Origin of the sequence: Phytobacter sp. RSE-02 (assembly GCF_040578655.1) — a bacterium.
Classification (GTDB): Bacteria; Pseudomonadota; Gammaproteobacteria; order Enterobacterales; family Enterobacteriaceae; genus Phytobacter; species Phytobacter diazotrophicus.
This window is the reverse complement of record NZ_JBEULY010000008.1, coordinates 166,741-190,211: the sequence shown is the minus strand read 5'-3', so window position 1 is coordinate 190,211 and position 23,471 is coordinate 166,741. Positions and strand designations below refer to the sequence as shown.

At 45.9% G+C, this 23,471-nt stretch carries 19 protein-coding genes and 4 pseudogenes; 10 read left to right on the top strand and 13 right to left on the bottom strand.

Going from position 1 to position 23,471, the window contains the following annotated elements:
* Positions 1–458: 458 nt before the first annotated feature.
* Positions 459–689, bottom strand: a complete 231-nt coding sequence (locus ABU190_RS17815; RefSeq protein ID WP_065370178.1) for a hypothetical protein — start codon at positions 687–689, stop codon at positions 459–461.
* A gap of 786 nt (positions 690–1,475) precedes the next feature.
* On the opposite strand from ABU190_RS17815, the gene ABU190_RS17810 reads away from it, so the two are divergent.
* Positions 1,476–2,837, top strand: coding sequence for a beta-propeller fold lactonase family protein (locus tag ABU190_RS17810; protein WP_354692016.1), 1,362 nt, complete (start codon positions 1,476–1,478; stop codon positions 2,835–2,837).
* 101 nt (positions 2,838–2,938) lie between these two features.
* Here ABU190_RS17810 and ABU190_RS17805 read toward each other — a convergent pair whose 3' ends face one another.
* The 5 genes from ABU190_RS17805 to ABU190_RS17785 all read right to left on the bottom strand — a co-directional run bounded on the left by ABU190_RS17805 (position 2,939) and on the right by ABU190_RS17785 (position 6,188).
* Complete coding sequence (locus ABU190_RS17805; RefSeq protein WP_354692015.1) at positions 2,939–3,190, bottom strand: hypothetical protein; 252 nt, start codon at positions 3,188–3,190, stop codon at positions 2,939–2,941.
* Between the two features lie 225 nt (positions 3,191–3,415).
* Entirely contained in the window at positions 3,416–3,811 is a 396-nt protein-coding gene (locus ABU190_RS17800) for a VOC family protein (RefSeq protein WP_354692014.1), read from the bottom strand.
* A gap of 140 nt (positions 3,812–3,951) precedes the next feature.
* Complete coding sequence (locus ABU190_RS17795; RefSeq protein ID WP_354692013.1) at positions 3,952–4,947, bottom strand: saccharopine dehydrogenase NADP-binding domain-containing protein; 996 nt, start codon at positions 4,945–4,947, stop codon at positions 3,952–3,954.
* Between the two features lie 82 nt (positions 4,948–5,029).
* Entirely contained in the window at positions 5,030–5,431 is a 402-nt protein-coding gene (locus ABU190_RS17790; protein WP_354692012.1) for a VOC family protein, read from the bottom strand.
* A gap of 13 nt (positions 5,432–5,444) precedes the next feature.
* A complete protein-coding gene (locus tag ABU190_RS17785; protein WP_354692011.1) occupies positions 5,445–6,188 on the bottom strand; it encodes an SDR family oxidoreductase in 744 nt (247 codons plus the stop codon).
* Positions 6,189–6,325: 137 nt separating this feature from the next.
* Between ABU190_RS17785 and ABU190_RS17780 the strand changes: the two genes are divergently transcribed.
* Entirely contained in the window at positions 6,326–7,213 is an 888-nt protein-coding gene (locus ABU190_RS17780; protein WP_354692010.1) for an AraC family transcriptional regulator, read from the top strand.
* A 265-nt stretch (positions 7,214–7,478) separates the two neighbouring features.
* Here ABU190_RS17780 and ABU190_RS17775 read toward each other — a convergent pair whose 3' ends face one another.
* Positions 7,479–8,861, bottom strand: coding sequence for a sensor domain-containing diguanylate cyclase (locus ABU190_RS17775; RefSeq protein WP_354692009.1), 1,383 nt, complete (start codon positions 8,859–8,861; stop codon positions 7,479–7,481).
* A gap of 380 nt (positions 8,862–9,241) precedes the next feature.
* On the opposite strand from ABU190_RS17775, the gene ABU190_RS17770 reads away from it, so the two are divergent.
* Positions 9,242–9,460 (top strand): hypothetical protein, encoded by a 219-nt coding sequence (locus ABU190_RS17770; protein WP_354692008.1) that lies wholly within the window; start codon positions 9,242–9,244, stop codon positions 9,458–9,460.
* A 278-nt stretch (positions 9,461–9,738) separates the two neighbouring features.
* On the opposite strand, the gene ABU190_RS17765 is transcribed toward ABU190_RS17770, so the two are convergent.
* The 3 genes from ABU190_RS17765 to ABU190_RS17755 form a co-directional block, all read right to left on the bottom strand.
* Positions 9,739–9,990: a hypothetical protein gene (locus tag ABU190_RS17765; RefSeq protein ID WP_354692007.1), complete on the bottom strand. Its 252-nt coding sequence runs from the start codon at positions 9,988–9,990 to the stop codon at positions 9,739–9,741.
* Positions 9,991–10,346: 356 nt separating this feature from the next.
* Complete coding sequence (locus ABU190_RS17760) at positions 10,347–10,871, bottom strand: hypothetical protein (RefSeq protein ID WP_354692006.1); 525 nt, start codon at positions 10,869–10,871, stop codon at positions 10,347–10,349.
* Between the two features lie 347 nt (positions 10,872–11,218).
* Positions 11,219–12,016 carry a malate dehydrogenase gene (locus tag ABU190_RS17755; protein ID WP_354692005.1) on the bottom strand — a complete coding sequence of 266 codons (798 nt, stop codon included), beginning with the start codon at positions 12,014–12,016 and terminating at the stop codon, positions 11,219–11,221.
* A gap of 250 nt (positions 12,017–12,266) precedes the next feature.
* Here ABU190_RS17755 and ABU190_RS17750 point away from each other — a divergent pair, with 250 nt between their 5' ends.
* The 5 genes and pseudogenes from ABU190_RS17750 to ABU190_RS17730 form a co-directional block, all read left to right on the top strand.
* The gene (locus ABU190_RS17750) at positions 12,267–13,055 is read left to right on the top strand and encodes a hypothetical protein (protein WP_354692004.1); all 789 of its coding nucleotides are present in this window, start codon (positions 12,267–12,269) and stop codon (positions 13,053–13,055) included.
* Between the two features lie 235 nt (positions 13,056–13,290).
* Positions 13,291–13,590 carry a putative quinol monooxygenase gene (locus ABU190_RS17745; protein ID WP_354692003.1) on the top strand — a complete coding sequence of 100 codons (300 nt, stop codon included), beginning with the start codon at positions 13,291–13,293 and terminating at the stop codon, positions 13,588–13,590.
* Between the two features lie 227 nt (positions 13,591–13,817).
* Positions 13,818–14,507, top strand: coding sequence for a YafY family protein (locus tag ABU190_RS17740; RefSeq protein ID WP_354692002.1), 690 nt, complete (start codon positions 13,818–13,820; stop codon positions 14,505–14,507).
* 70 nt (positions 14,508–14,577) lie between these two features.
* Positions 14,578–15,324 (top strand): SDR family NAD(P)-dependent oxidoreductase, encoded by a 747-nt coding sequence (locus ABU190_RS17735; RefSeq protein WP_354692001.1) that lies wholly within the window; start codon positions 14,578–14,580, stop codon positions 15,322–15,324.
* 96 nt (positions 15,325–15,420) lie between these two features.
* Positions 15,421–16,200: pseudogene (locus ABU190_RS17730) on the top strand (IS3 family transposase); the annotation flags it as partial.
* On the opposite strand, the pseudogene ABU190_RS17725 reads toward ABU190_RS17730, so the two are convergent.
* Positions 16,191–16,782, bottom strand: a pseudogene (locus ABU190_RS17725) (transposase); the annotation flags it as partial. The pseudogenes ABU190_RS17730 and ABU190_RS17725 sit on opposite strands and share 10 nt — an antisense overlap.
* 378 nt (positions 16,783–17,160) lie before the next feature.
* Here ABU190_RS17725 and ABU190_RS17720 point away from each other — a divergent pair.
* Positions 17,161–18,378 carry a diguanylate phosphodiesterase gene (locus ABU190_RS17720; RefSeq protein ID WP_354692000.1) on the top strand — a complete coding sequence of 406 codons (1,218 nt, stop codon included), beginning with the start codon at positions 17,161–17,163 and terminating at the stop codon, positions 18,376–18,378.
* Between the two features lie 428 nt (positions 18,379–18,806).
* On the opposite strand, the gene ABU190_RS17715 is transcribed toward ABU190_RS17720, so the two are convergent.
* Both ABU190_RS17715 and ABU190_RS17710 read right to left on the bottom strand, forming a co-directional pair.
* Entirely contained in the window at positions 18,807–20,393 is a 1,587-nt protein-coding gene (locus ABU190_RS17715) for a GGDEF domain-containing protein (protein WP_354691999.1), read from the bottom strand.
* A gap of 590 nt (positions 20,394–20,983) precedes the next feature.
* Positions 20,984–21,966: pseudogene (locus tag ABU190_RS17710) on the bottom strand (tyrosine-type recombinase/integrase).
* Positions 21,967–22,420: 454 nt separating this feature from the next.
* Between ABU190_RS17710 and ABU190_RS17705 the strand changes: the two are divergent.
* Positions 22,421–22,912: pseudogene (locus ABU190_RS17705) on the top strand (hypothetical protein).
* Positions 22,913–23,471 lie beyond the last annotated feature (559 nt).

Here is a 23,471-nt window from a genome sequence, read left to right as displayed (position 1 = left end):
TTTTATAAATCATAGGTTATCTTCCATGATGGCGCTCAGGAATCATCCCTCACGCCACCGGTAAATCGGGAGTGGGTTGCAATGCCCACGCCGCCGATGCCGGTCGCCTCGCTCGCAGGACATCTGGTGTCGAGCCGCAGCTGACGCTTGCCAGATTTTTTCCTGGCAGTATCACAGACACACAGTGAATGCCTGTTGTAATGCCGTGATAGTCTTTCCTCTGCCATTAATAAAACTTTTTTAAATTAATTCTTCCGTTTACGCTTGTTGTAAATGGTTTGTAGACCACACTTGAAGAGGCTCTTAAAGGATGCGCACCCCGACCCAGGGAATGACTTATGGATGAGTCCATACCTTCAGCGGGAACTGAAGGAACTGAAAATAAGAACCGATGCTGTACCTCAATATTGCATTCGCTTAGAAGGCTTTTTTTAATTTCAGAAATTAACAAGATCAAGCTATTTCAAAAGTTTGTTTGCAGCTTCGACGATTTCATGTGATGTAATCTCTCTGTCTGAGGCTACACAAAACTCAGTATGATCGCCAGTTAGCGAATGAACTCCCGCATACATAATCTTAAGATGAGCTTCCTCACCATTCGGGTATTCACGGAGTATTGTGGTAGTGCCATCTACAACCCTAACAACCACCACTGGCTGCCGATTGAAGAACACCATAACATTTTTCATAGGCATCCCTAATGTTGAGAAAAGGCCACAATAAGTGGCCTTTGATTAGTATCAGCTTGAAGTCAGAATATTGATTCGCAGGAGCCACCCGAGCGATTCATGTTTTTTGATCCGCCAATAACCGCTGCCTTTCTGGTATAGGCAAGGCGGCGGTGAATTGAGTCTACAGAGTTTTAATGTTTTCACATGATAAAGGGCAAGATGATGGTAGTTATGCTGCAACTTTTGATTTCCATCTGCGATTAAACTGTTTCGGCAGTTTTAACCACTGCAAGTCGTGCATGTTTGCCCCCCAAACCTGCGCCCACAAATTAATGCAGTGCGGACTTAGTAATGTCAGCTTCGCACGAAGCGGACCGCCTATGGGAACGAGAGGGCCGCTCTGAGCGAGGAGCGGATGTTGAGATATCTACTAAATCGTCTCAGCTTTTCTGACTCTTATTGTGCTGAGCTGCAAATATACATCCTCTCCTCAGCAGAACCCCCCTGAGAAGTACAGCTTCTTAGCAATGGGGGCCGAGTCTCCAAAAGATGAACGTTGCCAGAAACAAGCATACGGCGGCCCCTTATCGAAAAATCTTCAGCTCGTTCTCCCGCTGCACATCAAACACCTCCGTATTTAAAAATACCACCCAAGATAGTAATGATAATTATTTGCATCAATATGCTATGTTGAATGCAGAAATAAAAAGATCGACTTCTCATGGCGGAAGGTAAGACTCACCGCGTGGGGAATAACCTGTGGCTGCGCTGAGATGCAGCATCAATACAATTTATGGAGATAAGATGAGAAGAATTTCGGTCCGTTTAGTGCTGTTGGCCTCCACTATTGCGATGTCAACCGCCACAACGGCATACGCCGATAGCCAATGGGCAGCCGCCACCACGACCTTCCCAGGCAGCATCCGTGCCGGGTCACGGGAAGTTCCTGTTAAGCCTGGAGACAAAACGGTTATATCGATCAAGAGCCTGCCGGCGGGGGCAAACGTCACCATGCTGAATGGTACTGAAGTCCTGACCCCGAAACCACTGACCGCCGACGAGAAGGGAAACCTCACTATTCCTCTGACCGTTCCGGCTGATGCCGCGACAGGCCTTCATCCACTCACTGTCATCACGCAAAATCCCGCGAGCGTTTCGCAGGTCATGCTGAAATTGTCCCAGGTTATTCCCGCGAAAAACACCGAGGCTTTCAGGCTGCAAACAACACCGGTCGGTGAGCGAGCTTACCAGTCGGCAATTTCGGCCGACGGGAAGCTGTTCGTCACCTCCGCACGCGGTCCGAAGGATGGTAGCCGCCTGATAAGACTGAACGCCGGAACGCTGGCTGTCGAAGCGGAGGCTACGCTGCCTAAAGACAAAAAGGGTGAGCAGATTGGTGTCTTCGGCGTCGGTGTTGATAATGTCCATCATCATGTCTGGACGACGAACACCCTTGCTGAGACGGTGACCGTCTATGACGCCAAAACCCTTTCCGCTGTGAAAGTCTTCCCGGAAGGGTCGGTCGCCCATCCACGCGATGTGGTGATTGATGAAGCCCACAATCGGGCCTATGTCAGCGCCGCGTTAACCGGTTTCATAGAGGTCTATGACACCAAAACGCTGGAACATATCGGTCAGATGGAGTTCGTTGCAGATCGTGGGCGCGAGCTGTTTAACAATACCGATCTGGCCCTCGACAGTGCGGGTGGGAAACTCTACGGTGTCAGCCGCGATACCCCTTGGGTGGGCTGGATTGATCTCAAGACGGGCAAGAGTACGACGGTGAAAGTTCCTCAGGCGCAAGGCGCAACCGACATCGCTCGCGATCCGAAGACCGGCCGTCTTTACGTCGCGTCCCAGGAGACGAACAATGTCGTGGTTCTTGATGCGGACGGTAAAGTTGTCGCGGATACTTACATTGGTGCCGGTGGCGTATCTGTTGTCTGGGATCCCGTGACGTCGCAGGTTTTCGCCGCCACGCGCGCAGGCGGAACCGTAGCTGTTCTGGACAAGGACGGTAAACTGGTCGCTAATATCCCAATGGATGATACGCCAAACCACTTGACCGCCGGGCCTGATGGTGCTGTTTATCTGGTATCTATGTATGGTACGACCGGGGATAAAGCGCAAACAGGCTCAGTGACAAAAATCACCCCTAAAAAATAACGACTTTATTCGCGGGCAGCTCAGCCAGGCATTATTACTATCCCCCAACCGCTTATAGGTTGGGGGTGTATTTCCGGCATAACTGACCGGTATTTATCTCCTTACTTGATGCCATAATTGGCAGGCAGAGACCTGACATAATTTGCGATCTCTCCATTGTAATGAGTCGATATACTTTCAAAGGCCTCCGCTATATCTTTTCGATTAACTTCATCAAGGGACTGAAGAGTTCCTGCAATACTTTCCTGCATCTCAATAACTACATCAGGATTAATTAGGTTCTCGTCGGTAAATTCAAGTGCGATGGCTATATCAGCAATGGCTTTTACTAATTGTATAGATTGTGAAGACATATGAACCTCTTCTTAGTTTTTGACTGGATCCCTGCGCATCAACTTAACATGAAGTTAGCAACGTCCGCTCCTGGCACGAAGCGGAACACATAACTGAGCTGAAGGTCCGGTGTGAGCGAAGAGCGGAAGTTCGCATTTGTCATAACCGCAGGGATGTAGGACTAACATTGGCATGTAATAATCAACCGGGAGCAGGTCATGCTGGGCATGGACAACTTGATTATTTTACATGCTTTGCTGACAGACGACCTCCAGATTATTACCGTCAGGATCAAAAACGTAAGCTGCATAATATTGTGAATGATAGTGCTTACGGATCCCCGGTGCTCCGTTATCTTTCCCGCCCGCCAGAAGTGCCCGTTCCCAGAACTGATCCACTGTGCTGCGCTCATCAGCAGAAAAAGCCAGGTGCAGCGGCGCACCGATTTCCTCATTGTCATGCAACCACAACCGGGGATAACCTTGCGGACCAAGCCCATACCGAAATCCACCAGTTCGCGTTTGGGCCGGCCCCTGGGTAATCACCAGCCTGAAGCCTAATGGTTCAAGTGCCTGCTGATAGAAGCGTAGTGATAAAGGTGCATTTTTCACTGAAATTTCAATATGGTCGATGACAGACATAAAAACTCCTGTTCTGTGTCAGAGTCAGACTAAGCAACGCAGCAAAAGTATGCCCCGTTGATGCGAGCCATTTTTAACAGGCGGATGAATATTGAATGCTTTTATCATCAGTTCAGAAACACCAGAATATTTCCTTTTGTTCAGCGTAGATCGTCAAATGCCACAATCCGGGTATCGGCTATGGTCTCGGTAAAATGTTTACCGAATAACCCGGCAGGAGTATGGAATCCCGGACGACACTCTCCCGCCAGTACTCTACGACCTGCTTCGGCAGCCGCCAGAGCAGTGAAGCTGTATCCATTCACCGTATCCAGCAACATACGCAGGGTATCGCCATCTGCATTCATGACTTCCGCAACGGCCTGATAACGGCTGCCTTCACGCTCCTGAGCTGTCGGCCCATCGGGCAAATCAGCCAAATTGCCCTGCGGAAACCCTTCGCCGGAAAGATATACAAAAGTCTCGATATCAGGTATCTCCGTTGCTTTCCAGATGGTAATGACATCAGGAAGCGTTACGGGAAAACAGGCTTGCGGCCCTTTGCCAAAATCAAAGTTTTGCAACTCAGTTGACTCGCACTGCATCAACTGACCGTTACGGCGCAGCAGACATTCAGTTGATAAATTCTCACTTGCGCTTACCACTGAGCCACGTGACATCGTTCCGGTGACATGCAGTGCCAGCGAGATACGGGCCGGATTTTTGATCTCCGCGGCAGCGTGGGCTGCCAGACATCCCAGCATTGCCACGCTTCCGCCGCAGCCAGGCAGTAACATCACACCTGCTGAAACAGCGACGTCATCGAAGATTTCAGCAAACTGGTAACTGTCCAGTTCAGCGGCCACATCAAGGTAATGGACCTTCTGGCGGATTGCCGCAGTGATTAGCGGCTTTGCGGTATACATAAACGGACCGGCACAATTTATGAGTACGTCAATATCCTCCAGGGCACTATCAATTGTGTCAGGATCATCCAGGCTGAAAGCCCGAAACGCGACATCCATTTTCAAAGCCATCGCTGCCAGTTTTTCCCCATCGCGACCGGCAACAATTATCTGCAGGCCAGCTTCCTGCGCGTGTCGTGCAATCATCGCCCCGGTATAGCCTGACGCACCGTAAATCATGAGTTTTTTCATTAAGATATCGCATCTTTAAAGAGGAATCAGATTGGGCATTGCCAGGATCACACCCCTGTGCTTACCTTGCAGCATGATGTTTTCAGCGTCCGTGCTGCCAGCTTTTATAGACAAACTCCAGACTGTATCCATCCGGGTCTCTGACCTGAGCGGCGTAATAGCGCGGGTCATAATGCAGTTGCGCACCTGGCGAGTGAATCTCCGTGGCACCTGCGGCGATGGCCTCAGCATAAGCATGGTTAACCATGATTTCGGAATCTGCCACAAACCCGACATGAACGGCCTGAGGAGAAGGCGTACCCGATCTTAGCCAGAAAAACACGCGTCCATTGGCACCAAATCCCTTGAGGTCAGGATGGCCTGATGGGCCATTGCTACCATCATAATCGTGACGGTTGGTGATGCCGAGAAGGGGCAGAACACGCTCATAAAAAACGATTGAACGCTCAGTATCACTTACGGTAATAAAGATATGGTCAAGCATAAAAGCTCCGCAATCAGATGTTATAACCGCCCGTGACTTCTATCGTCTGGGCATTAATCCAGCCACAGTCGGCAGACAGTAAACCGGCGATAACACGGGCAACTTCGTCAGGCTCGCCAATTCGGCCAAGGGCTGTTTGTCCGGCCAGCAATGCTTCGAATTCATCACTTAAACCGCCACCAAGCTCAGTACGAATTGGACCGGGTGACACGGCATTGACCCGGATCTTTCTTTCACCAAACTCCTTCGCCATATAGCGTGTCAGTACCTCAAGGCCACCCTTGAATGTTGCATACGGCGCTACACCGGCGGTTGCAACGCGGGTGGTGGCGCTGGTGAGATTAACAATTGCAGCATTCGGTTGTAGAAGTGGTAGCAGCGTCTGGGTAAGGAAGAAAGGCCCTTTCAAATGGACGTTCATTAGGCTGTCGAACTGCGTTTCAGTGACTGTCTCTATGGGATTATAAAGACCATATCCTGCATTGTTGACCAGCCCGTGAAGTCCTCTGGCTTCCCAGTGTGATTCCATTATGTCTTCGAGGTTTGAACGAAACTGACTAAAACTGCTGGTATCTTCTACGTTTAACTGCAACGCTAGTGCATGCCCTCCGGCGGCCTGAATATGCTCAACCACCTGGCTGGCGGCTTGCGGCTTGCTGTTCCAGGTCAGGATGACGCCAAAGCCACGACGCGCACACTCAATCGCCGTACTGGCCCCAATGCCGCGGCTTCCGCCGGTAATCAGAACATTTTTCATGAAAGCTCCTGAAAGAAAAGGATGACGTATATAAGGTTACGCCCTGCGTCGGACGGTGACTCCTGTAATCCTCTCAGATATTTGCCTAATCCTGCTTTAATCTTGTTGCCGATCCCATGCCGTGTTATTTAAACAGGATGGAAAAAAAATTAGCTGAACTGCGCCTGCTGGCTTCAAAAGCCGGGAATATAATCACCGCAACCGCTATACCGCGTGTCGCGATGGTACAGGGGGAAATTCCTGAGCACCGGCTTACTGCTGTCTATGAGCCGATGATTAATCTGATACTCGTGGGCTCGAAGAGCATGACGGTGGGAGATAAAACCTGGCAATACAATCCTGCCACTTACTTTGTTATGTCGGTGGATCTGCCCGCCGTTGGCAAAGTCTTTGTCGATGAGCGAACCGGGGCGCCCTATCTTGCGGTGAGTCTGACACCGAAGCCTGAGATTATTGCTGAATTACTGGATGGAATGCCGGGTTCAGGTAAAACGCATCTTTATAACGCCGGATTTTCTGTCGCCCCGGTTACGTCCGAATTGCTTGATGCCTGGCTGAGAATGCTGCGACTGCTCAACAAGCCAGAGGAAATTTCTGCTTTAGCTCCTGCGTATGAACGAGAGATTTTATTCCGGGTTCTTCAGGGGCCGCAGGGCTGGATGTTGCGTGATATTGCCACGCCGGAATCGCATCTTGCCCGCATCTATAAGGTGATTAACTGGCTGAAACAACACTATATGCAAGCCGTGCGGGTAGAAGAGCTGGCCGCCATGGCGGCATTAAGCGTTTCCGCATTTCATCGCCACTTTCAGGCGGTCACCGCGCTCAGCCCTGTCCAGTACCAAAAACGTCTTCGCCTGATGCAGGCTCGTTTGAAGTTAGCCACAACTGGCGACAGCATCACAGCCATAGCACATGCTGTCGGCTACCAAAGCCATACGCAATTCAGTCGGGAATATGGACGCCATTTCGGCCTTTCGCCTTCATCAGATCAGAAAAAAATAATACTGCTCAGAAACATATAGACCTGCCGGTACCCGGGACATTTTATGAAATGAAAAGCACCAGACTTCCATAGCACTCTGTGCGCAAGTCAACTCAATTGGCGGTAACGTCCGCTTCTGGCACAAAGTGGACCGCCTGAAGTGTCGGGATGTCTGCTGTGAGCGAAGAGCCGAAGTTCGGGATTCATACTTACATTGAGGAGTCCTGAGCAATGGGGAGCAAGTTCAGGTAGATGAATGGAACGGTAGTCAAAGGCTATAAAAGTAAATGACTATGTAAATACGGTTAAATTTCTTTTAGATAAAACATATTTTTACCTGATGCTTTGGCAACGTACATAGCCTTATCGGCTTCTGAAAGAAGAAAATCCGCACTGTATTGAGAGCCTTTATTAATTAAAATAACACCAATACTCGCGGATATTCTAACCACTTCACCTTTAAGAAAAAGTCTTTTACTTACCATCTTTAGAACACCCTTTATTTTTTTATTTAACTCTTCATAAGAATAAATGTTTTTAATTATAATCACAAACTCATCTCCTCCAATGCGTGATACCAAGTCATTAGTATCGACAGCGTCACAAATCCGTAAGGCTGCTGCGACAAGAAGTTGATCTCCTTGTTTATGTCCTAAATTATCATTAATAGATTTAAAACCATCAAGATCAATATAAATTATTGCACTCACATAATTATTTAATGAATTTGAAAAAATGGTTTTTTCCAGCACCCTGAACATTTGACGTCGATTTGGTAAATTTGTAAGTGGATCAAAAAGAGCAATTTTCGCCAAATCAGAAGTGGTTTTTCTTAATTTAAAAAATACATAAGTCAGCCCGCCAATTGAAAGACTTACAGAAAAGATCAAAATAAATTCAAACCATTTTTGGTCCTTGACTTTATTTGAAGCTATCGGAGAGACACAAAGTTTCCATTTAATATCTGCAATAGGAATATCCTCACATACTCCTCCTGTAACAGGAATATGAGAACTGGATAAGATTCTTACCTCATGAGTATGTGGGTCCACTCCTGACAAGAGGTAGGCATATCCTTGAGAAACCATGGCCTTAAGGTTAGCATCTTCAAGCGCGTCGGGAAGTTCCAATGTAACAACAGTATATCCCCAAAAATATCTCCTACCATTATCTGAAAGAAATACAGGTAATTTCCCGATCGCACCTATTGGCCCCTGAATTAATTCAAATGGTCCGAAGAAATCGATTTTATTTTCAGACAAAGAGCTTATAACTTTATCTTTATCCTGGCCCTCAAATAAATCATGCCCTCGAACTATAAGATTACGATTCAAAGGTTCAACCTGGCGAATTATTCCATTCGGTGCCAAAGATAAAGCGTAAGCACCTTTATACATAGGAAGAAGAAATTTTGATAAATCTGCAAACGACTCAACATGCCCTTTACACTGGTAGACCATAACAGCCAAAGAACGAGTCGCAGTCAACGTCCTGTCAAGGACAGACTTAACAGAAGACGCAAATGTTGTTGCTACTGCAGAAGTGCGGGCATATTCTAATTTTTTAAGGTCATTGCTTAATTTTATTGAAACTAAAACTCCGACCATGAGAGACAAACAAAATGAAATAAATGAATATATCAATAACTTATATGGCAATTTATTATGTTTTAACTTAGAGTGTTTCATTTCTTCGTCTCATTCTTCCAACTTTCTGGAGTGCATCAATATTAATATAAGATACAACTAATGAAATTACATAATTTTTATTGGTAGCATTCATTGCTCACAGCCAATCTGATCATTGGCAATGAGAGACAGCTTACTGTCGGCTATGAGCGAAAAATGGTCTTTAAGCCATTATGTATCAGATGTAGGATTAATACTGGCATGTGATAATCAACCGTGAGCAGGTCAAACAATGTCAGCTTATGGCACGTAGTGAACCGCCTGATGTGTCGCGAAGTCCGCTGTGAGCGGAGGGTATACATTTTGCATCTATTGACTAAGTAATCATCATAAGTTGATTATACCATCTCAGTTGCAAAATTCTTGAAAGGGAGCCGGGAGTGCTGATCTACAACGTTTTTGGACGACATATTGGGGTCAAGCGTGAAGGTGGTCGCTGGCTGGTATTCCGCGCAGACCTGACGGAACGAAAATTCTCCCGGCTTTACGACATTGCTATTCCGGACGATATGACAGAAACCGAAATACCGGGCTGGTTGGGCGATATTTTTCATGAGGCAGCAACAGAGCGTCATCCTGATGTGAAACGTATCGAATAGGAATCTGTCAGATATACGCCTCATTACAATGGAGTTTCCACGAGTCCATCAAAGTCCGTTCCTGGCACACAGGCGACATCCAGGCCTCTCCGGCCACGGCATGAAGGGTCGCCCGTTCAGTCCGTGGCGGCCTGGACAGCGCGGGGATTCTGTCCATGGCAGTTTGCTCCCCTGCTATCTGACCGGCAGCGATGAGCGAGGAGCGGAAGTTCGCAGGTTACTACCATCGGATGTGTTCCGTACATAATTGGCGGTGAGCAGATCACCGCCACTACTTTTTAAAAAAATGACGCAACCCCAACAAGGCCAACAAAAAGAAGGCTGTCAGAATAATCTTTTAATTCTTTAAGATATTCATCGTCATTGCTTTTCATCTTCGCAATAGCTTCCTTGGCACTTGTAGCTTCAACCTCGAAAAAATGTTTTTTGTACCCTTTACGCTTGAGAAGCTCTTTTGCTTCATCATTTACACTACTTTTGGTAAAGACTCTTGCGCCAGACTCGTTGTAATAAAAAACATATAGGCTCACAGTAAACCTCCATGAATAGCACGGCTATGTCCTTTATTAACTTAGCACCGCGCCCTATATGGGTATAGTAATATCATTTAATACAGTGATTACTCTGTTGCCGACCCCTCGGTTTTTTTGACTACGGTTCTTCGACATGAGCCATCAGTGCGTCAATCTGCGCCATTAACGGCTCATGGTGTAGCGCTGCTGACCAGCTACCCGTTGATTAACACATTGTGATTCCTGCAATGTCCGCTCCTGGCACAAACCTCCATTGATAGCGCCATCAGAGGCAAAAGTTATAAATTGCCTCTATTAATGACCATGGTGTCAAACATACGGCACGGAGTCTGGCTTTTGGGTACCAAATTTAATTAAGCCACCCATCCCGTAGCGGAAAGGTAGTCTTTTGATTGGGAGTTTGTGAAGTCCATCATTTTACTCAGTATAATGACAGGGTCGGTACCTTTTGCCTTCTCCGTATTGTAAATCTGCATCCGCTGCGCATCGATTTTTGATGCGCTCAGGTAAAACTGACTCTTGTAATCATCTCCAACTTTTTCTCCGGTGGAAGCCAGTTTGACGTCTTCCATCCTGTTGGTTTTGATCGATTCACTCAGGTCATAGCAGATATCGCTGCGACTGTAAGCCATATCATGAGCGAGTCTTTCTGCATCCTGTGAGCTGGCTTGTGCATAGCGTACAATGTCTTCCTGTACCGCAGTCCTCGATTGTGTTGCGCCATTGCTCATGGTTGAAGCTTGCGCCTTGCCTGACGATATAGCGTTTAGGTTATCGGTCGCTTTTGCCATCTGATTTTTGAAATCAAGTTGCTGCTCTGTTTTTCTGCCGATGGTGTTCAATAGCGAAGCCGCACTTCCAATTCCTTGAATTGCCATTTTCTACTCCTTCAGTTAGTAAACCCTCCCATTCTAGTAATTACAATGTGCAGCCATACGACGAATAGCGGGAGAATTAGCATCCATTTCTTGTGTGTGTACTCCGGCGTTTTTGATGGTTAGGTGGTGACAAGAATCGATATGACCTGCTCAAGACGATTCAACTTTCGTAATTCCGTTGAACATCAGCTTCTGGAACACAAGGGATGTTAAGGCCTCTTCGGTCACGGCATGAAGGGCCGATCGTTCAGGCCGCAGCGGCATGCCCTCAGCCACAAGGCATTATCACAGATGCCGGCGCCGGCTTGGACAGCGCGGGGATTCCATCCAGATGGCAACAATCAATATCAGAACTGGGCAATCACCACCCTAGTATTTCCTTCTGTATCTCCTCTCTCAAGATCGCTTATCACTCCTTTCGGGTTATTCACCCAGCCATCAGGGTCGTAAACAAAACATACCAGCGTGTTACAGTCCGGGTGTGCGCGGTAACGGGCCATATCAATGATCAGTTCTTCTCCAATTTTGCCAGCGCTGAGGGTTCTACGGGTTTTCTTCACCTCAATGACTATCTTTTCCTTCTTTAGCAGAAAGTCCTGTCTGGATGACGAGCCAGCATAACTCGGTGAAGCCTCCTCTGCCCTAACGTCATCAAAATGCAGCACCAGAAGTGAATGAACCAGATCCTGTACATCATATTCATCGCTAATTTCAATCGTTGGCCTTCCATCGTGCCTTTTCTTTAATTGACGGCAAAAGGCAGGGAATTTATTGAGAATATTTATTATGAGTTCTAACTCATCATTTATATTTGCCAAAGCATCTGATTTTTCAGGAACGGAATAAACTAAATCTGCTTTCGCTGCATCAAATGCAGGTTTTAACTTTTTGGTCAGAATTTTATGATTTGATGCATAAAACCCGCTCTCTGCATCAACAAACCCCTTATAAAAATCAGAATCCTTTCCATAACTATCAGTAATTAGTTTTTTAGCTCTGGCTATCCAGGTTTTATATTTAGGTGAATCCACATATTCTTTGTTTTTTCTCGAAAACTCGCTGTATGCTGTATATGTTGTAGATATGATTTCCTGATATTCCAGTTCCAGTTCATCAAAGCGTTCTGCCAGTGTTTTCTGCGTCATAGTGCCGTCCGGGTTGTCTTGTCTGATTGCATTAGCTGTAAGTGCCGGAAATCTTATCATATTACGTCTGCCTTTCAGTCACATTGGACAGTCAGCGCTTTCTGCCCATCGGCCAGAGACTCTCGACTCACATACTTGACCGGCAGCTATGAGCGAGAAGCGGAAGTTGTCACCTGGGTGAGATTAAATAAACTATATTTTTGAATGAATGCGATAACATCAGGTAAATAAATATTTTGGAAAACAAAGAATGAAAATGAATGCAGGAACTCTTCTCGATTATCTAAATGCAACACTTGAAAACTCTAACGATCACGCACAGGAACATCCTCAGCTAATGTATATGGTTCTTCAGATGGATCAGGTATTTCAAAAAGAGATTTTTGACCATGAATTTGATGTGAACCCTATTACCGGTTTTTTGGCAATGAATTCCTATACTCTGCTGCTTAGCGCAGTACGGCAGGCGCTATCTGGACACTTGGTGGCAGTCTTTCCGATCGTTCGTACCGCGCTTGAGTCCGCCTGTTATGCTTACCTGATCGCCCATAACGAAGCGATGGAAAAGATATGGTTAAATAGGCACAAAACTGAGAGCGCACTTCATAAATGTCGCAAAATGTTCTCCGTGAAGAAGGCCTCAATTGAATTAAAATCCATTTCTCCTGAAATGGCTGAGTATGTGATGGCCAACTATGAAGCTGCTATCGATTTTGGAGCACATCCAAATAAAAAAGCTATCTTTAATCACTTGACGGACATGGGTGAGGTAGATGAAAGATTCCATGGCTTCGAGCTTACCGGTGTTTATGGACGGAATAGCTGGCATGTGAACTATGCACTACTTGTATGCACGGAGGTAGGCCAGGCTATAGCATTCCTGCTTGCTGCATGTGCCGATAAACATCCTCTAATTCATGATCGCTTAGAAGTTTTTACGAGCTGGGTTGATGAAAAAAATCGGATGGTTGACAAAATCAATGGTGAACCAATGGACTACACTGGGCCGATGTATTGTTCAGTTATACCACCAGAGTAACAATTATGCAGGTGACCTAGCCCCAATTGTTTAGCAGAACCAGATGTTATTAACGTCCGGTTTTAGCACGCAGCGGACAGGTTTCGTGACCATCATGTCCGCTCCTGGCACATAGCAGCCATCTGTAATACGCGACAGGCGGCAATGAGCGAAGAGCGCACCTTCTGTTTGAAATAGCTCTTCACGCTGGCATTATCCATCAAAAGTCCCGGCCATTTTTAATAAAGGAGTACGCATGCTAAAGGTTATTGCCGAAGATTTTATCAAACCCGAGTACGTCGACACCGTTTTCCCTTTATACCGCGAGCTCATCGCGGCAACGAAGCGAGAACCTCTGTGTATTGCTTATGATTTGTACAGGGATGAAAAGGATCCGGGGCATTTTATTTTCGTTGAAGAGTGGCCTGACCATACGGCACTTGATGCGCACTGCGCCAGCGAGCATTTCACTCGACTAGTGCCTTTGATTGACCAATATGCGCGTAAAGCTGCTCAGTACATCCTAATGAATAGTCGGGTGGATCCTGAGAGATAACGCTAGTTTCTGACACGGGACGGACAAACTAAATGAGCTTAAGGTCCACTGTGAGCGAGGAGCGGAAGTTCGCGTTTGTCACAACAACCGGGATGTAGGACTCACATTTGCATTTGATAATCAACCAGGAGCAGGTCAACTTAGGCATGTATAGTTGGTTTGTACTAAGATGCTTATCCAACAGGTGCTTTAAGCTATTGTCTCCGGATTAAGATGGATTTTTCAACATGACTAGGACTGAAAGGCTTCTCGAATTACTACAGATATTAAGGGCGCAACGATATCCGATTACTGCATCCACTTTGTCAGAAAGACTGGGAATAAGTGTACGCTCCCTTTACAGAGATATAAGAACGCTACAGCAACAGGGAGTGTGCATTGAAGGATGCGCAGGAATTGGATATATCGTTAAGTCTGACTTTCATTTACCACCCTTAAATCTTTCTCATGATGAGATTAATGCTATTACACTTGGGTTAAATTGGGTATCTCATAATACGGATTATGCTTTCAAAAATACCGCAAGAAAGGCACTTGCAAAAATACATGCTGTTATTCCTGGTAAATTAAAAAATCTTATTGAGAGCCAATCCTATCTGACTGGCCCCACGGAAAATAATGAGATCTTTTTTGACGATGTCCGTAACGCCATTAAAAACAGAAAGAAAATTAAAATAAAATACTGTAACAAGAAAGATGTTTTCTCTTCTCGAGTCATATGGCCCATCGCATTGGTATGTATGGAGTCATGCTGGCTTTTGGTTGCATGGTGTGAGATGAGAAATGATTTTCGTCATTTTAGAACTGACAAAATCGAAGAAATTGTGGAACTGGATTCCATGTATAGGGAAAACAGGACGGTTTTATTGAAAAAATGGAGAATAAAAGAGGGGATCTGTGTGGGGAAAGAGTACTGACAAAAACTGTCACAGCCAATTTGTATACTACCCCAGATGTAAGAGTCAATTCTACGTCACAGGGGGAGTTATGAGTTTTCAGAATAAAGTAGCTGTTATAACAGGAAGTACCGCAGGTATAGGTGAGGCTGTCGCAGAGCAATTACACAAACATGGCGCTAAGGTGGTCATAGTATCCCGCGCATCAGAGCAGGCTAAACAAAAAGCGAAACTATTATCTTCACAGGGGCAAGAAGCGATGGGGATCGGATGTGATGTATCACAGCCCGAACAGGTACGGCAAATGATAGATGATATTATCAAATATTTCGGCAGGCTTGATTATGCTGTAAATAATGCAGGCATAACAGGCGAGCACGGTAAAAACATAACAGAGCAGACAGTTGAAAACTGGGATAAGGTCATTGCCACCTCATTGAGCGGTGTTTTTTACTGCCTGAAATATGAAATAGCTCAGATGATGAAGTTTGGTGGCTCTATCGTTAATTTATCTGCAGTAAATGGTCTGGTTGGCATTCCTGGATTGGCACCTTATACCGCGGCTAAGCATGGTATAATCGGTTTAACCCAAACCGCAGCGCTGGAGTATGCATGTCAAGGTATTCGAATCAATGCAGTTGCTCCGGGCTATGTCCATACCCCACGAATGGATGAGTTCCCTGAAAAAATCGTACGCAGTTTCGCAAATAGCCACCCTATGAAAAGGATGGCAACAATGCAAGAAATAGCAGAATTCATATTGTTTTTGCTGTCAGACAATTCAGCGTTCTGTACCGGAGGAGTTTATCCAATTGATGGTGGATATTTAGCTGAGTGAATCGCCACGGATAATCCAGACACTTCTGAGCCGTCGATGGACTGACCCCGCCCCGGTAGACGATCCTGCCCTATAGTTTGAGCATAGGAGGAGCGTATGGGCACACCACGATTTACACCTGAATTTAAGGAAGAAGCCGTCCGTCAGATAACGGAACGCGGTATTCCGTCGCCGAAGTATCTGACCGTCTGGGCGTCTCTGCACACAGCCTCTACAAGTGGCTACGGGCTATCAAACCTGATAACAGCGAGCAGCATGCCCGGGATTTACTGGAAGCTAAAAGCGAGATCCTGAAACTACGGACGCAGCTAAAACGCACCGAAGAAGAACGGGATATCATGAAAAAGGCCGCGGCGTACTTCGCAAAGCTGTCCGGATGAGGTACGCCTTTATCCGTGACAACACCTGTTGCTGGCCTGTTCGCCTGCTCTGTCGGGTGCTGGATGTTCATCCCGGTGGCTTTTACTCCTGGCTTCAGCAGCCGCACTCACAACGCCATCAGACAGACCTGAGACTGACAGGACAGATTAAACAGTTTGGCTGGAATCGGGATACGTCTATGGTTATCGCAAGATCCATCTGGATCTTCGGGACAGCGGGCAACAGTGCGGAGTCAACAGAGTCTGGCGACTGATGAAACGTGCCGGGATAAAGGCTCAGGTCTGATACCGGAGCCCGCGGGCACGTAAAGGCGAGGCCTGTATCGTGTCGCCCAACAGGCTCCAGCGACAGTTCAATCCGGATGCTCCGGATGAGCGTTGGGTAACGGACATCACCTACATCAGGACCCACGAAGGCTGGCTGTATCTTGCCGTGGTTGTTGATCTGTTCTCACGCAAAATTATCGGCTGGTCAATGCAATCCCGGATGAAAAAATCCATCGACCAGTTCAGATTCGGTGCATCCGAGCGCAGAGGCGGAAGCAGCTCAGTCGCCAGCCCTATGCCGTTTGCGTTTCACACTCAAGCCGTTAAAATGATGAATGTGGTAGATCCACTTGTGATTAACGTAAAGACCTTCACGCCGCAGAAGCTGCCAGATACGCCGGTATCCAAAGCAGCGGCGTTCCGGTGTCAGTTCAGTGATGCGCGCGGATAACTGCGCGTCAGCAGACGGACGCTGAACCTCATAACGATATGTTGACAGGGGTAAACCGGCCATCCTGCTGGCACGACGTTGCAACAGACCCGTTGCCTCACACATGACTTCCACGGCTTCCCGCTTCTGGTCTATCGTCAGAACTTTCCGCCTCAGCTACCTGAGGCGGGCGTTATCTTGTTCAAGCGGCTTCAGTCGCTTCACTTACGGCACTTCCATGCCGCCAAACTTCTTACGCCAGATGTAGAAGGTCGCACCGGGGATAAAGTGCTTATGGCAAACCTCCCGGGCAGAGACCCCGGCTTCAGCTTCGCGGAGAATACTGATGATCTGTTCGTCGGAAAATGCGCCTTCATGGATGCTTCTTCATGGTGTGCCCTCATGTGACTAATGAAGACATTACTAACATCGGTGTTTAATAATCAACGGGTAGCAGATCTTCGATCATGCGTAACAGTAGATAAACCTCGCGCCTAGCATTTTCAAACGCCATTAGTTGCTTTTATTGACCTATATCTGCCCGGGCCCCAAAGTGATAGATTAGCGCAATACACATCTCAATCAACAAATCAGTCAGTTGTTGGTGGCGACAACGCAGCCATGCTGTGACGGATGGACGAAGGGAGACCGTGAGGCAACGTTGAGGGGCAATTAAAAAACATAATAAAACTCAGGTTTAAGAATTAAATGCCGATAACAAAAAGGAAGTACTTTTTAACATTTGATGTAGGGGTCTAAATGCTTACCACGTTGATCTACCAAAGTAAGTCGAGTCAAAATGATATAGAATTTGATTTGAATAATTTAATTCATAATGCTAATATAAAAAATCAATCTCTAAGATTGACAGGCGTGCTAATATATAATGGTGAGGATTTTTTCCAAGTCATTGAAGGGGATGAGTTTGAAGTTGATTATATCTTCAACAAGATTCGAGCAGATCAGCGTCATCAGGACATTGTTGAATTAATGAGAGATTACTCCCCTAAAAGATATTTTGATAACTACGGAATTAGACTCATTGATCTAAGGGATAAACTAAATAACCATCTGGGAGCCCTGGATTTACTAAATAAGGGTGAGCACTGGAATATATCTGTAAACAAAAGGGTGTACTATTTTATAAATAATTTTATTACACGAGGACGACAGGGTAAATTACAGCCTAACTTTTATCCTTCTAACTGGGTAATGAAGAAAAACGCCTCCCAAGAGCGTATTGTAAATTTTTTCGGTGCGCACGAAAAAGATTATTCTTTTGCTTTGCAAGCTATAGTTGACCCCTTCAGTAGGCGTATATCTTCATTTGAGGCTCTGATTCGTGATAATAAAAATCATTCTCCAGCAGAGATTTTTTCTTCAATGTCTGATGAGGAGATGTACAAATTTGACCTTGAATCTAAACTTGTGGCACTAAAATTAGCCGAAAAATTGCTCAAACCATATGAAAGAATTTCAATTAATCTTCTTCCGGGTTCTTTAGTTCATAATTGTAATTCCGTGGATTTTATCATTAAGGCCATACACGAATGTAACCTTGAGCCATATCAGGTCACGATAGAAATCATTGAAAATGATTTAATATTGGATCTTGATGCATTCATTGGTATACTAAAAAGTATTCGTGCAGCCGGAATTGGTCTCGCTATAGATGATTTTGGAGCAGGTTACTCCAGATTTAATTTATTATCAAGACTTCAACCTGATAAATTGAAACTCGATAGAGAATTAATTAAAAATATTCATGTTAGTGGTCCCAAACAGGCTATTGTTTCATCGTTGATTAAATTTAGTCAGGATATGGGCATAAGCCTTGTAGCAGAAGGTATTGAAAAAATAGATGAATGGTGTTGGCTTCAGTCATCTGGCATAGATCTATTTCAGGGTTTTCTCTTTTCACGGCCTTGTCTAAACGGTGTGGGAGAAATATTTTGGCCAGCTAAAAAATTAACTTAAAAATATTTATTGAATAGTAGTTAATGGTAGTATATTGATTTATAATTACTTTATTTTAACAAAGCAATAAAGCTATTATCTTTATTATTGACTGATGATCTTTTCATGATATCAATACCTAATCATTAGGATTGCAAAAGATAACTTTGCATATGAATCAGTACAAAGAATATAAGTTTAATTATTTGTAGCCAATTCATTTCCTTAGATATTTCATTGTGACTTTTCCCAAAAGATTAAGCAGGGCACATATTGGATTGAAACAGTCCAGTAGTGACCATAAAATGAAAGGATATCCGTGGAAATATAAAATATCATATTAGAATTCGACCAAGGTGTACTGCATGTACAGAAAAAAATCATTAAATAATTTGACCGATTGCCCGGAAGTTGTTGGATTCCCGCATATAAAAACCATAAGGGAATGTTCAGTATTTATATACCTGAAATACTGATAGTCCCTCTGGTATACTGGCAACCACAATATTTCTGCCCGCCTTTTTTGCCTCATAAAGTGCAAGGTCAGCCTGACGAAGCGCTAATCTGAGATCGTCAAGACTGTCTGACAATGTTGCAACGCCGGCAGAGAGAGTGACATTGCCGACAAAAGGAAATATGTCCTGGTTCACCGAAGATCGTATCCTTTCCGCTGCCGCAACGGCGGCCTCGCGATTTGTGTCGGGAAGAAAGATGATAAATTCTTCGCCACCAGAGCGGCAGACCACATCACAGTCCCTGCATATACTGAGCAAATTTTCGCTGAGGGCAACGAGCACAGCATCTCCGCCTTCGTGGCCATACTGGTCATTGATTTTTTTGAAATGGTCAATGTCGAGGGCTACAACGCTGTGATCACCGCAAAGTAGATATTCGCTAACTTGTAAGCTGAAACCTTTGCGATTATATAGACCGGTCAGCGGGTCTTTCATAGCTTCATCACTTAGGGTGTTCACTCGTAATGTCATTAACTGAAGATGGTGACTAACGGATTCCCTGAGACGTTCTGCTTCCAGGTATCCGGGACTGAGCCTGGTCAGTTGCCGGAGCGCACTCTCGCTGTCATTTGTACGGGTAAATTCGGCAAGTTTTTCAAGCGGCTCCGCAAGCCGGGAGGCGAAGTAGGTCGCAATGGCCACGGTGAGGGCTATGATCGCTAGTGTGAACCATCCGGCATTAACTGCGCTGCGGAGCAGGATATGTGACACGTTCATCGATGAGCCTGAAATCAGGACGCACCAGTCGGCTTGATTCAGGCTGGCGAATCCAATGAGGTCTGCCTTGCTGTTGCTACTATTCACGAAATGACCGCTACGGGCATGGACCTGACGGTTCAGTAGTGCCGTGTAATACTGAATACGCGTACCAATAAGCGAAGGGTTATGACTGAAAATGATTTGCCCGTCATTAGTTACCACGGTGACATCCGTCTGGTCGTCATAAAAATGCTGACTTAGTATCTCGCTGAGCATGCTCTGCTTTTTGAGGTAAATGGTACCGCCGATGTAGCCGAGATACTTCCCCTCCGGCGAAAACAACGGCCAGGAAAGAAATACGACATAATTTCCGGAGACGGATACAAAAGGCTCAGATATGAATGCCTTTTTATCTTTAATCGCTTGCTTATTGACATCAGAACTTAGCCGGACACCGACAAGCGACATGCTCTCCGGAAACGTAGCAGCGATAACTGCATCAGCCGTGACAATGACTACGGAATTAAAAAAACCGGACTGTTGATAGAGACGATGGGCTTCCTGATCCAGTTGAGCCTTATCGTTCAGCTCGGTGATAAGTCCAGCGCTGTATGATAGCTCGCGTTGTGCTGTGATAAGGTAGCGATCTGTTGTATCGGCAAGTTTGCGCGCATAGGCAATATTGCTTTCGAGGACACTGTCCACAATATTGCCTTTCTGAAAGAGTGTAAGAGCCCCCAGAAGTAAAACAGAAGTCAGCAGGATCCCGCCGACAGAGAGAATCAGCATGAGGGTTCGAAGGCGGAGATTCCTGTTGAACATGAATTTGTGGTCAGCAAAGATAAAGATGCAGCATTTTACCAGTATGATGAGCAGAATATAGTCATAATTAACGAGAGATTTGATTATTGTAAAAAGCAGGATAGGGCTCTAATAAGTCGAAAGTTTGGTAAGGATTCGAAGAATTTTCGACAGTTTTGTCTGACACGTAAGAAAGATTTTCTTCGTGTCTGTTGAGACAAGATTGAACAATGAATCGATACTGAATATTCAATCTTTGAAATGGTGTATATCTCTCAATAGTGTTTCTGATTGATAAAACGTCCATCCTACATCCGTATCCTGATGAACGAATATTGAGGTACGTCTTCTGCTTCCTATGCATTTGAACAGATGCATATGGGGTACTCCTACATGAGTGAGGATGAGCAACCGGAGAAAAATATGTCTTGCGGCATCATTGGCGGAGTGACCCTATCTTGAAGCTAAAATTGCTTTATGGTTTCACACTGGCATGAAAGGGAAGGCTCTCAACCATACGATCTGTGCGTACGGTTGCACCATCAATCTTGATTGTTGCAGTTCTGTGTTGCCGGCAATGCTAAAGATGCACGAGATATATTTTAAATGCCCTAAATAACAATCCGGTTACGGGCCACCCGCAAGCGCTCCTCTCCGCGCCGATCATATTTCTGGGTGGTGGTCACGCTGACATGGCCCATCGCATCCTTGACAGTAATTAAATCCTCGCCATTATCAAGCATCGCCGTTGCAAAAGTTCGCCGCAGATCATGCGGCGCACATTTTCCCAGTCCGGCCTGTAGCTGACGTACCTGCAGGATATGGTACACAGCCTGGTCGGTGAGCCGACACTCCGTCACCACATCGTGGCGGCGGATCCGCGGAAACAGCGCTCCCGGCCCCTCACCACGCACCTGGTCCACCCAGAACTGCAACCGCTGCCAGGCACCATCCGGGACATAGCCAGCCGCTCCTTGTTACCCTTGCCGAGGACCCTGAGAGCCCGGTCGGCGAGCCGTATGTCCTCATAACTGAGCGCCACCGCCTCGGATCGGCGCAGTCCACAGCCGAGGATTACAGCCAGCAGCGCCGCATCCCTGACCCCGATGCTGCCGGTTTCAGCTTCACAGGCCGAAAACAGAGCACGGATCTCCTCCCGTGCCAGCGCCCGGCCACGGGGCAGTGCGCTGCCGCGAACCTGACGTACTGCCCGGATATGCTGGTAATTTTCTACGTCCATTTGTTTCAGCATCCAGGCCTCACCAGCCACCCCCTTTAGTGCCGACAGGTAGGTATTGACCGTGGCCACCGCACGCCCGGCGTCGCGTAGCATCTCAACCAGAGCCAGTACATGATGTCGGCGCAGAGCCCACCAGTTGCAGTCAGCCAGCGAGACGGCGCCAAGCATGCGGGAAACAATTTTCAGAAAGGAACTCATGGTCTGTCGGCTGCGTGCCGAATTCAGCGAGAGTAAATAGGCCTGTGCAGGGTTTGCTTGCATGACAGTGTCACAGAGCAGAGCTGGTAGTAGGGAGGGGTCCGATTCATCAGACGGTACTCGGGACAGCAGCTGCGGGTCGGTGTGATGTGCCATACGGATCAGAACCCGGTACCGAAAAGTGGACGGCGCGCTGCGTGAAAAACGCGGCTGGATGCTGCCATCCAGTCTACTCAGGAATCTCTACTTTTTCAAAGGTACATTTTAGTTAGTAGAAAAAAATGAAGATTGTCCTATCCTCCCGAAGACTTCATCTTGCTGGATTGTGCTGACCACGTGCCTATGCCATTAAGAGATAGAGTTATATTTAACAAGCTAATTAATAAACTGATAATAAAGAATGCCCAATGGCAATTCAGCAAGATGCAATGCCTATTTTATTCATATAAATTTTGACAAAAGTAACAGTAATATTGGTATGTATATATTTTCCAAGTTTATCACTTGATGATGGCATAACACATTGGATATTATGCATGTATAAATGCTATGATTTAGTTATGTTGATCACACCAAGATACTGTTCAGGATGCCTTTACATAAATATTGTATATCTCTTTTTGTTATTTCCTCCGCACTGACAATTCCTTTTGCTCAGGGGGCTGAGACGTTCTCCTTTAACACCGGTTCATTTGTTTACCATCTGATTGGTAATCATGGCCTGTATACGGAAAAATTTGATAATGGTTTTTTTCCGTAGAAAAGAAGATGTCTGACAACTCAGACTACAGTTTACTCGTCGGGACAATGAGGAACAGTTACGGAAATCGCTGCCTTTCTCTGGGTATCAGAAGAGAATGGGCAGAACAGGGCAATATTCTTTATAAGGGCATTTATGGTTATACCGGCGATTTTTTCTTTGAGAAATTTAGCCAATGTGGCAATGCAGGAATTTATCACTCCTTTAAAAAAATAACAAGGGTAGGTTTTGCCCCCCTATATTTACCATGCGGTACAGTATAATTTCACTAATTATTTTGGTGTGGTGTCGGGGATCATACTACCTTCAGTATTTGTGGTAAGTCTGAATTGGCGATTCTGAGTATTTAATAGTTTTCTTGTCGGAGCCATGTGGAATAAGTAGACACGTTAAATGGCCCGGTGCAAAGTATTGCACTACATTTCAGAAGAGGTTGCAACGATATGCAACGCGACGACTCTGTCGCAATGTCATGCCAGTCGGCAGGCTGTTTGCCACAGCCAACATACCGTTATAAAGCGCAGCGCCCGGCCGATTCATATTTTTATCCAAATGTATGATCTGTATCACTGATACACTGGCACCTGAATTCAGACTTTTTGGCTACAGGTGAGTAGGGCTGCTTCTCTTGAAGGAGTTATAGTTAATCACAATCGGCTATCAGATGATAAAGCACGGACGCCATAAAGTTCTGGCAACAGAGTTCCTGCCGGTGCTGCGCCGGAGGCACCTAACCAGACTGGTGAATACACTCGCCAGCAGCCGTTGGATTAAATGTTAACACCAGAAACCACCAGGGCCGAACTTTCATCGGCCTGAATGTTGATTATGGATTTTTCTAACCATGTTTCTCATTACTGACTTGCTCAGGGATACATAATTTATGCCCACAAGAAAATTA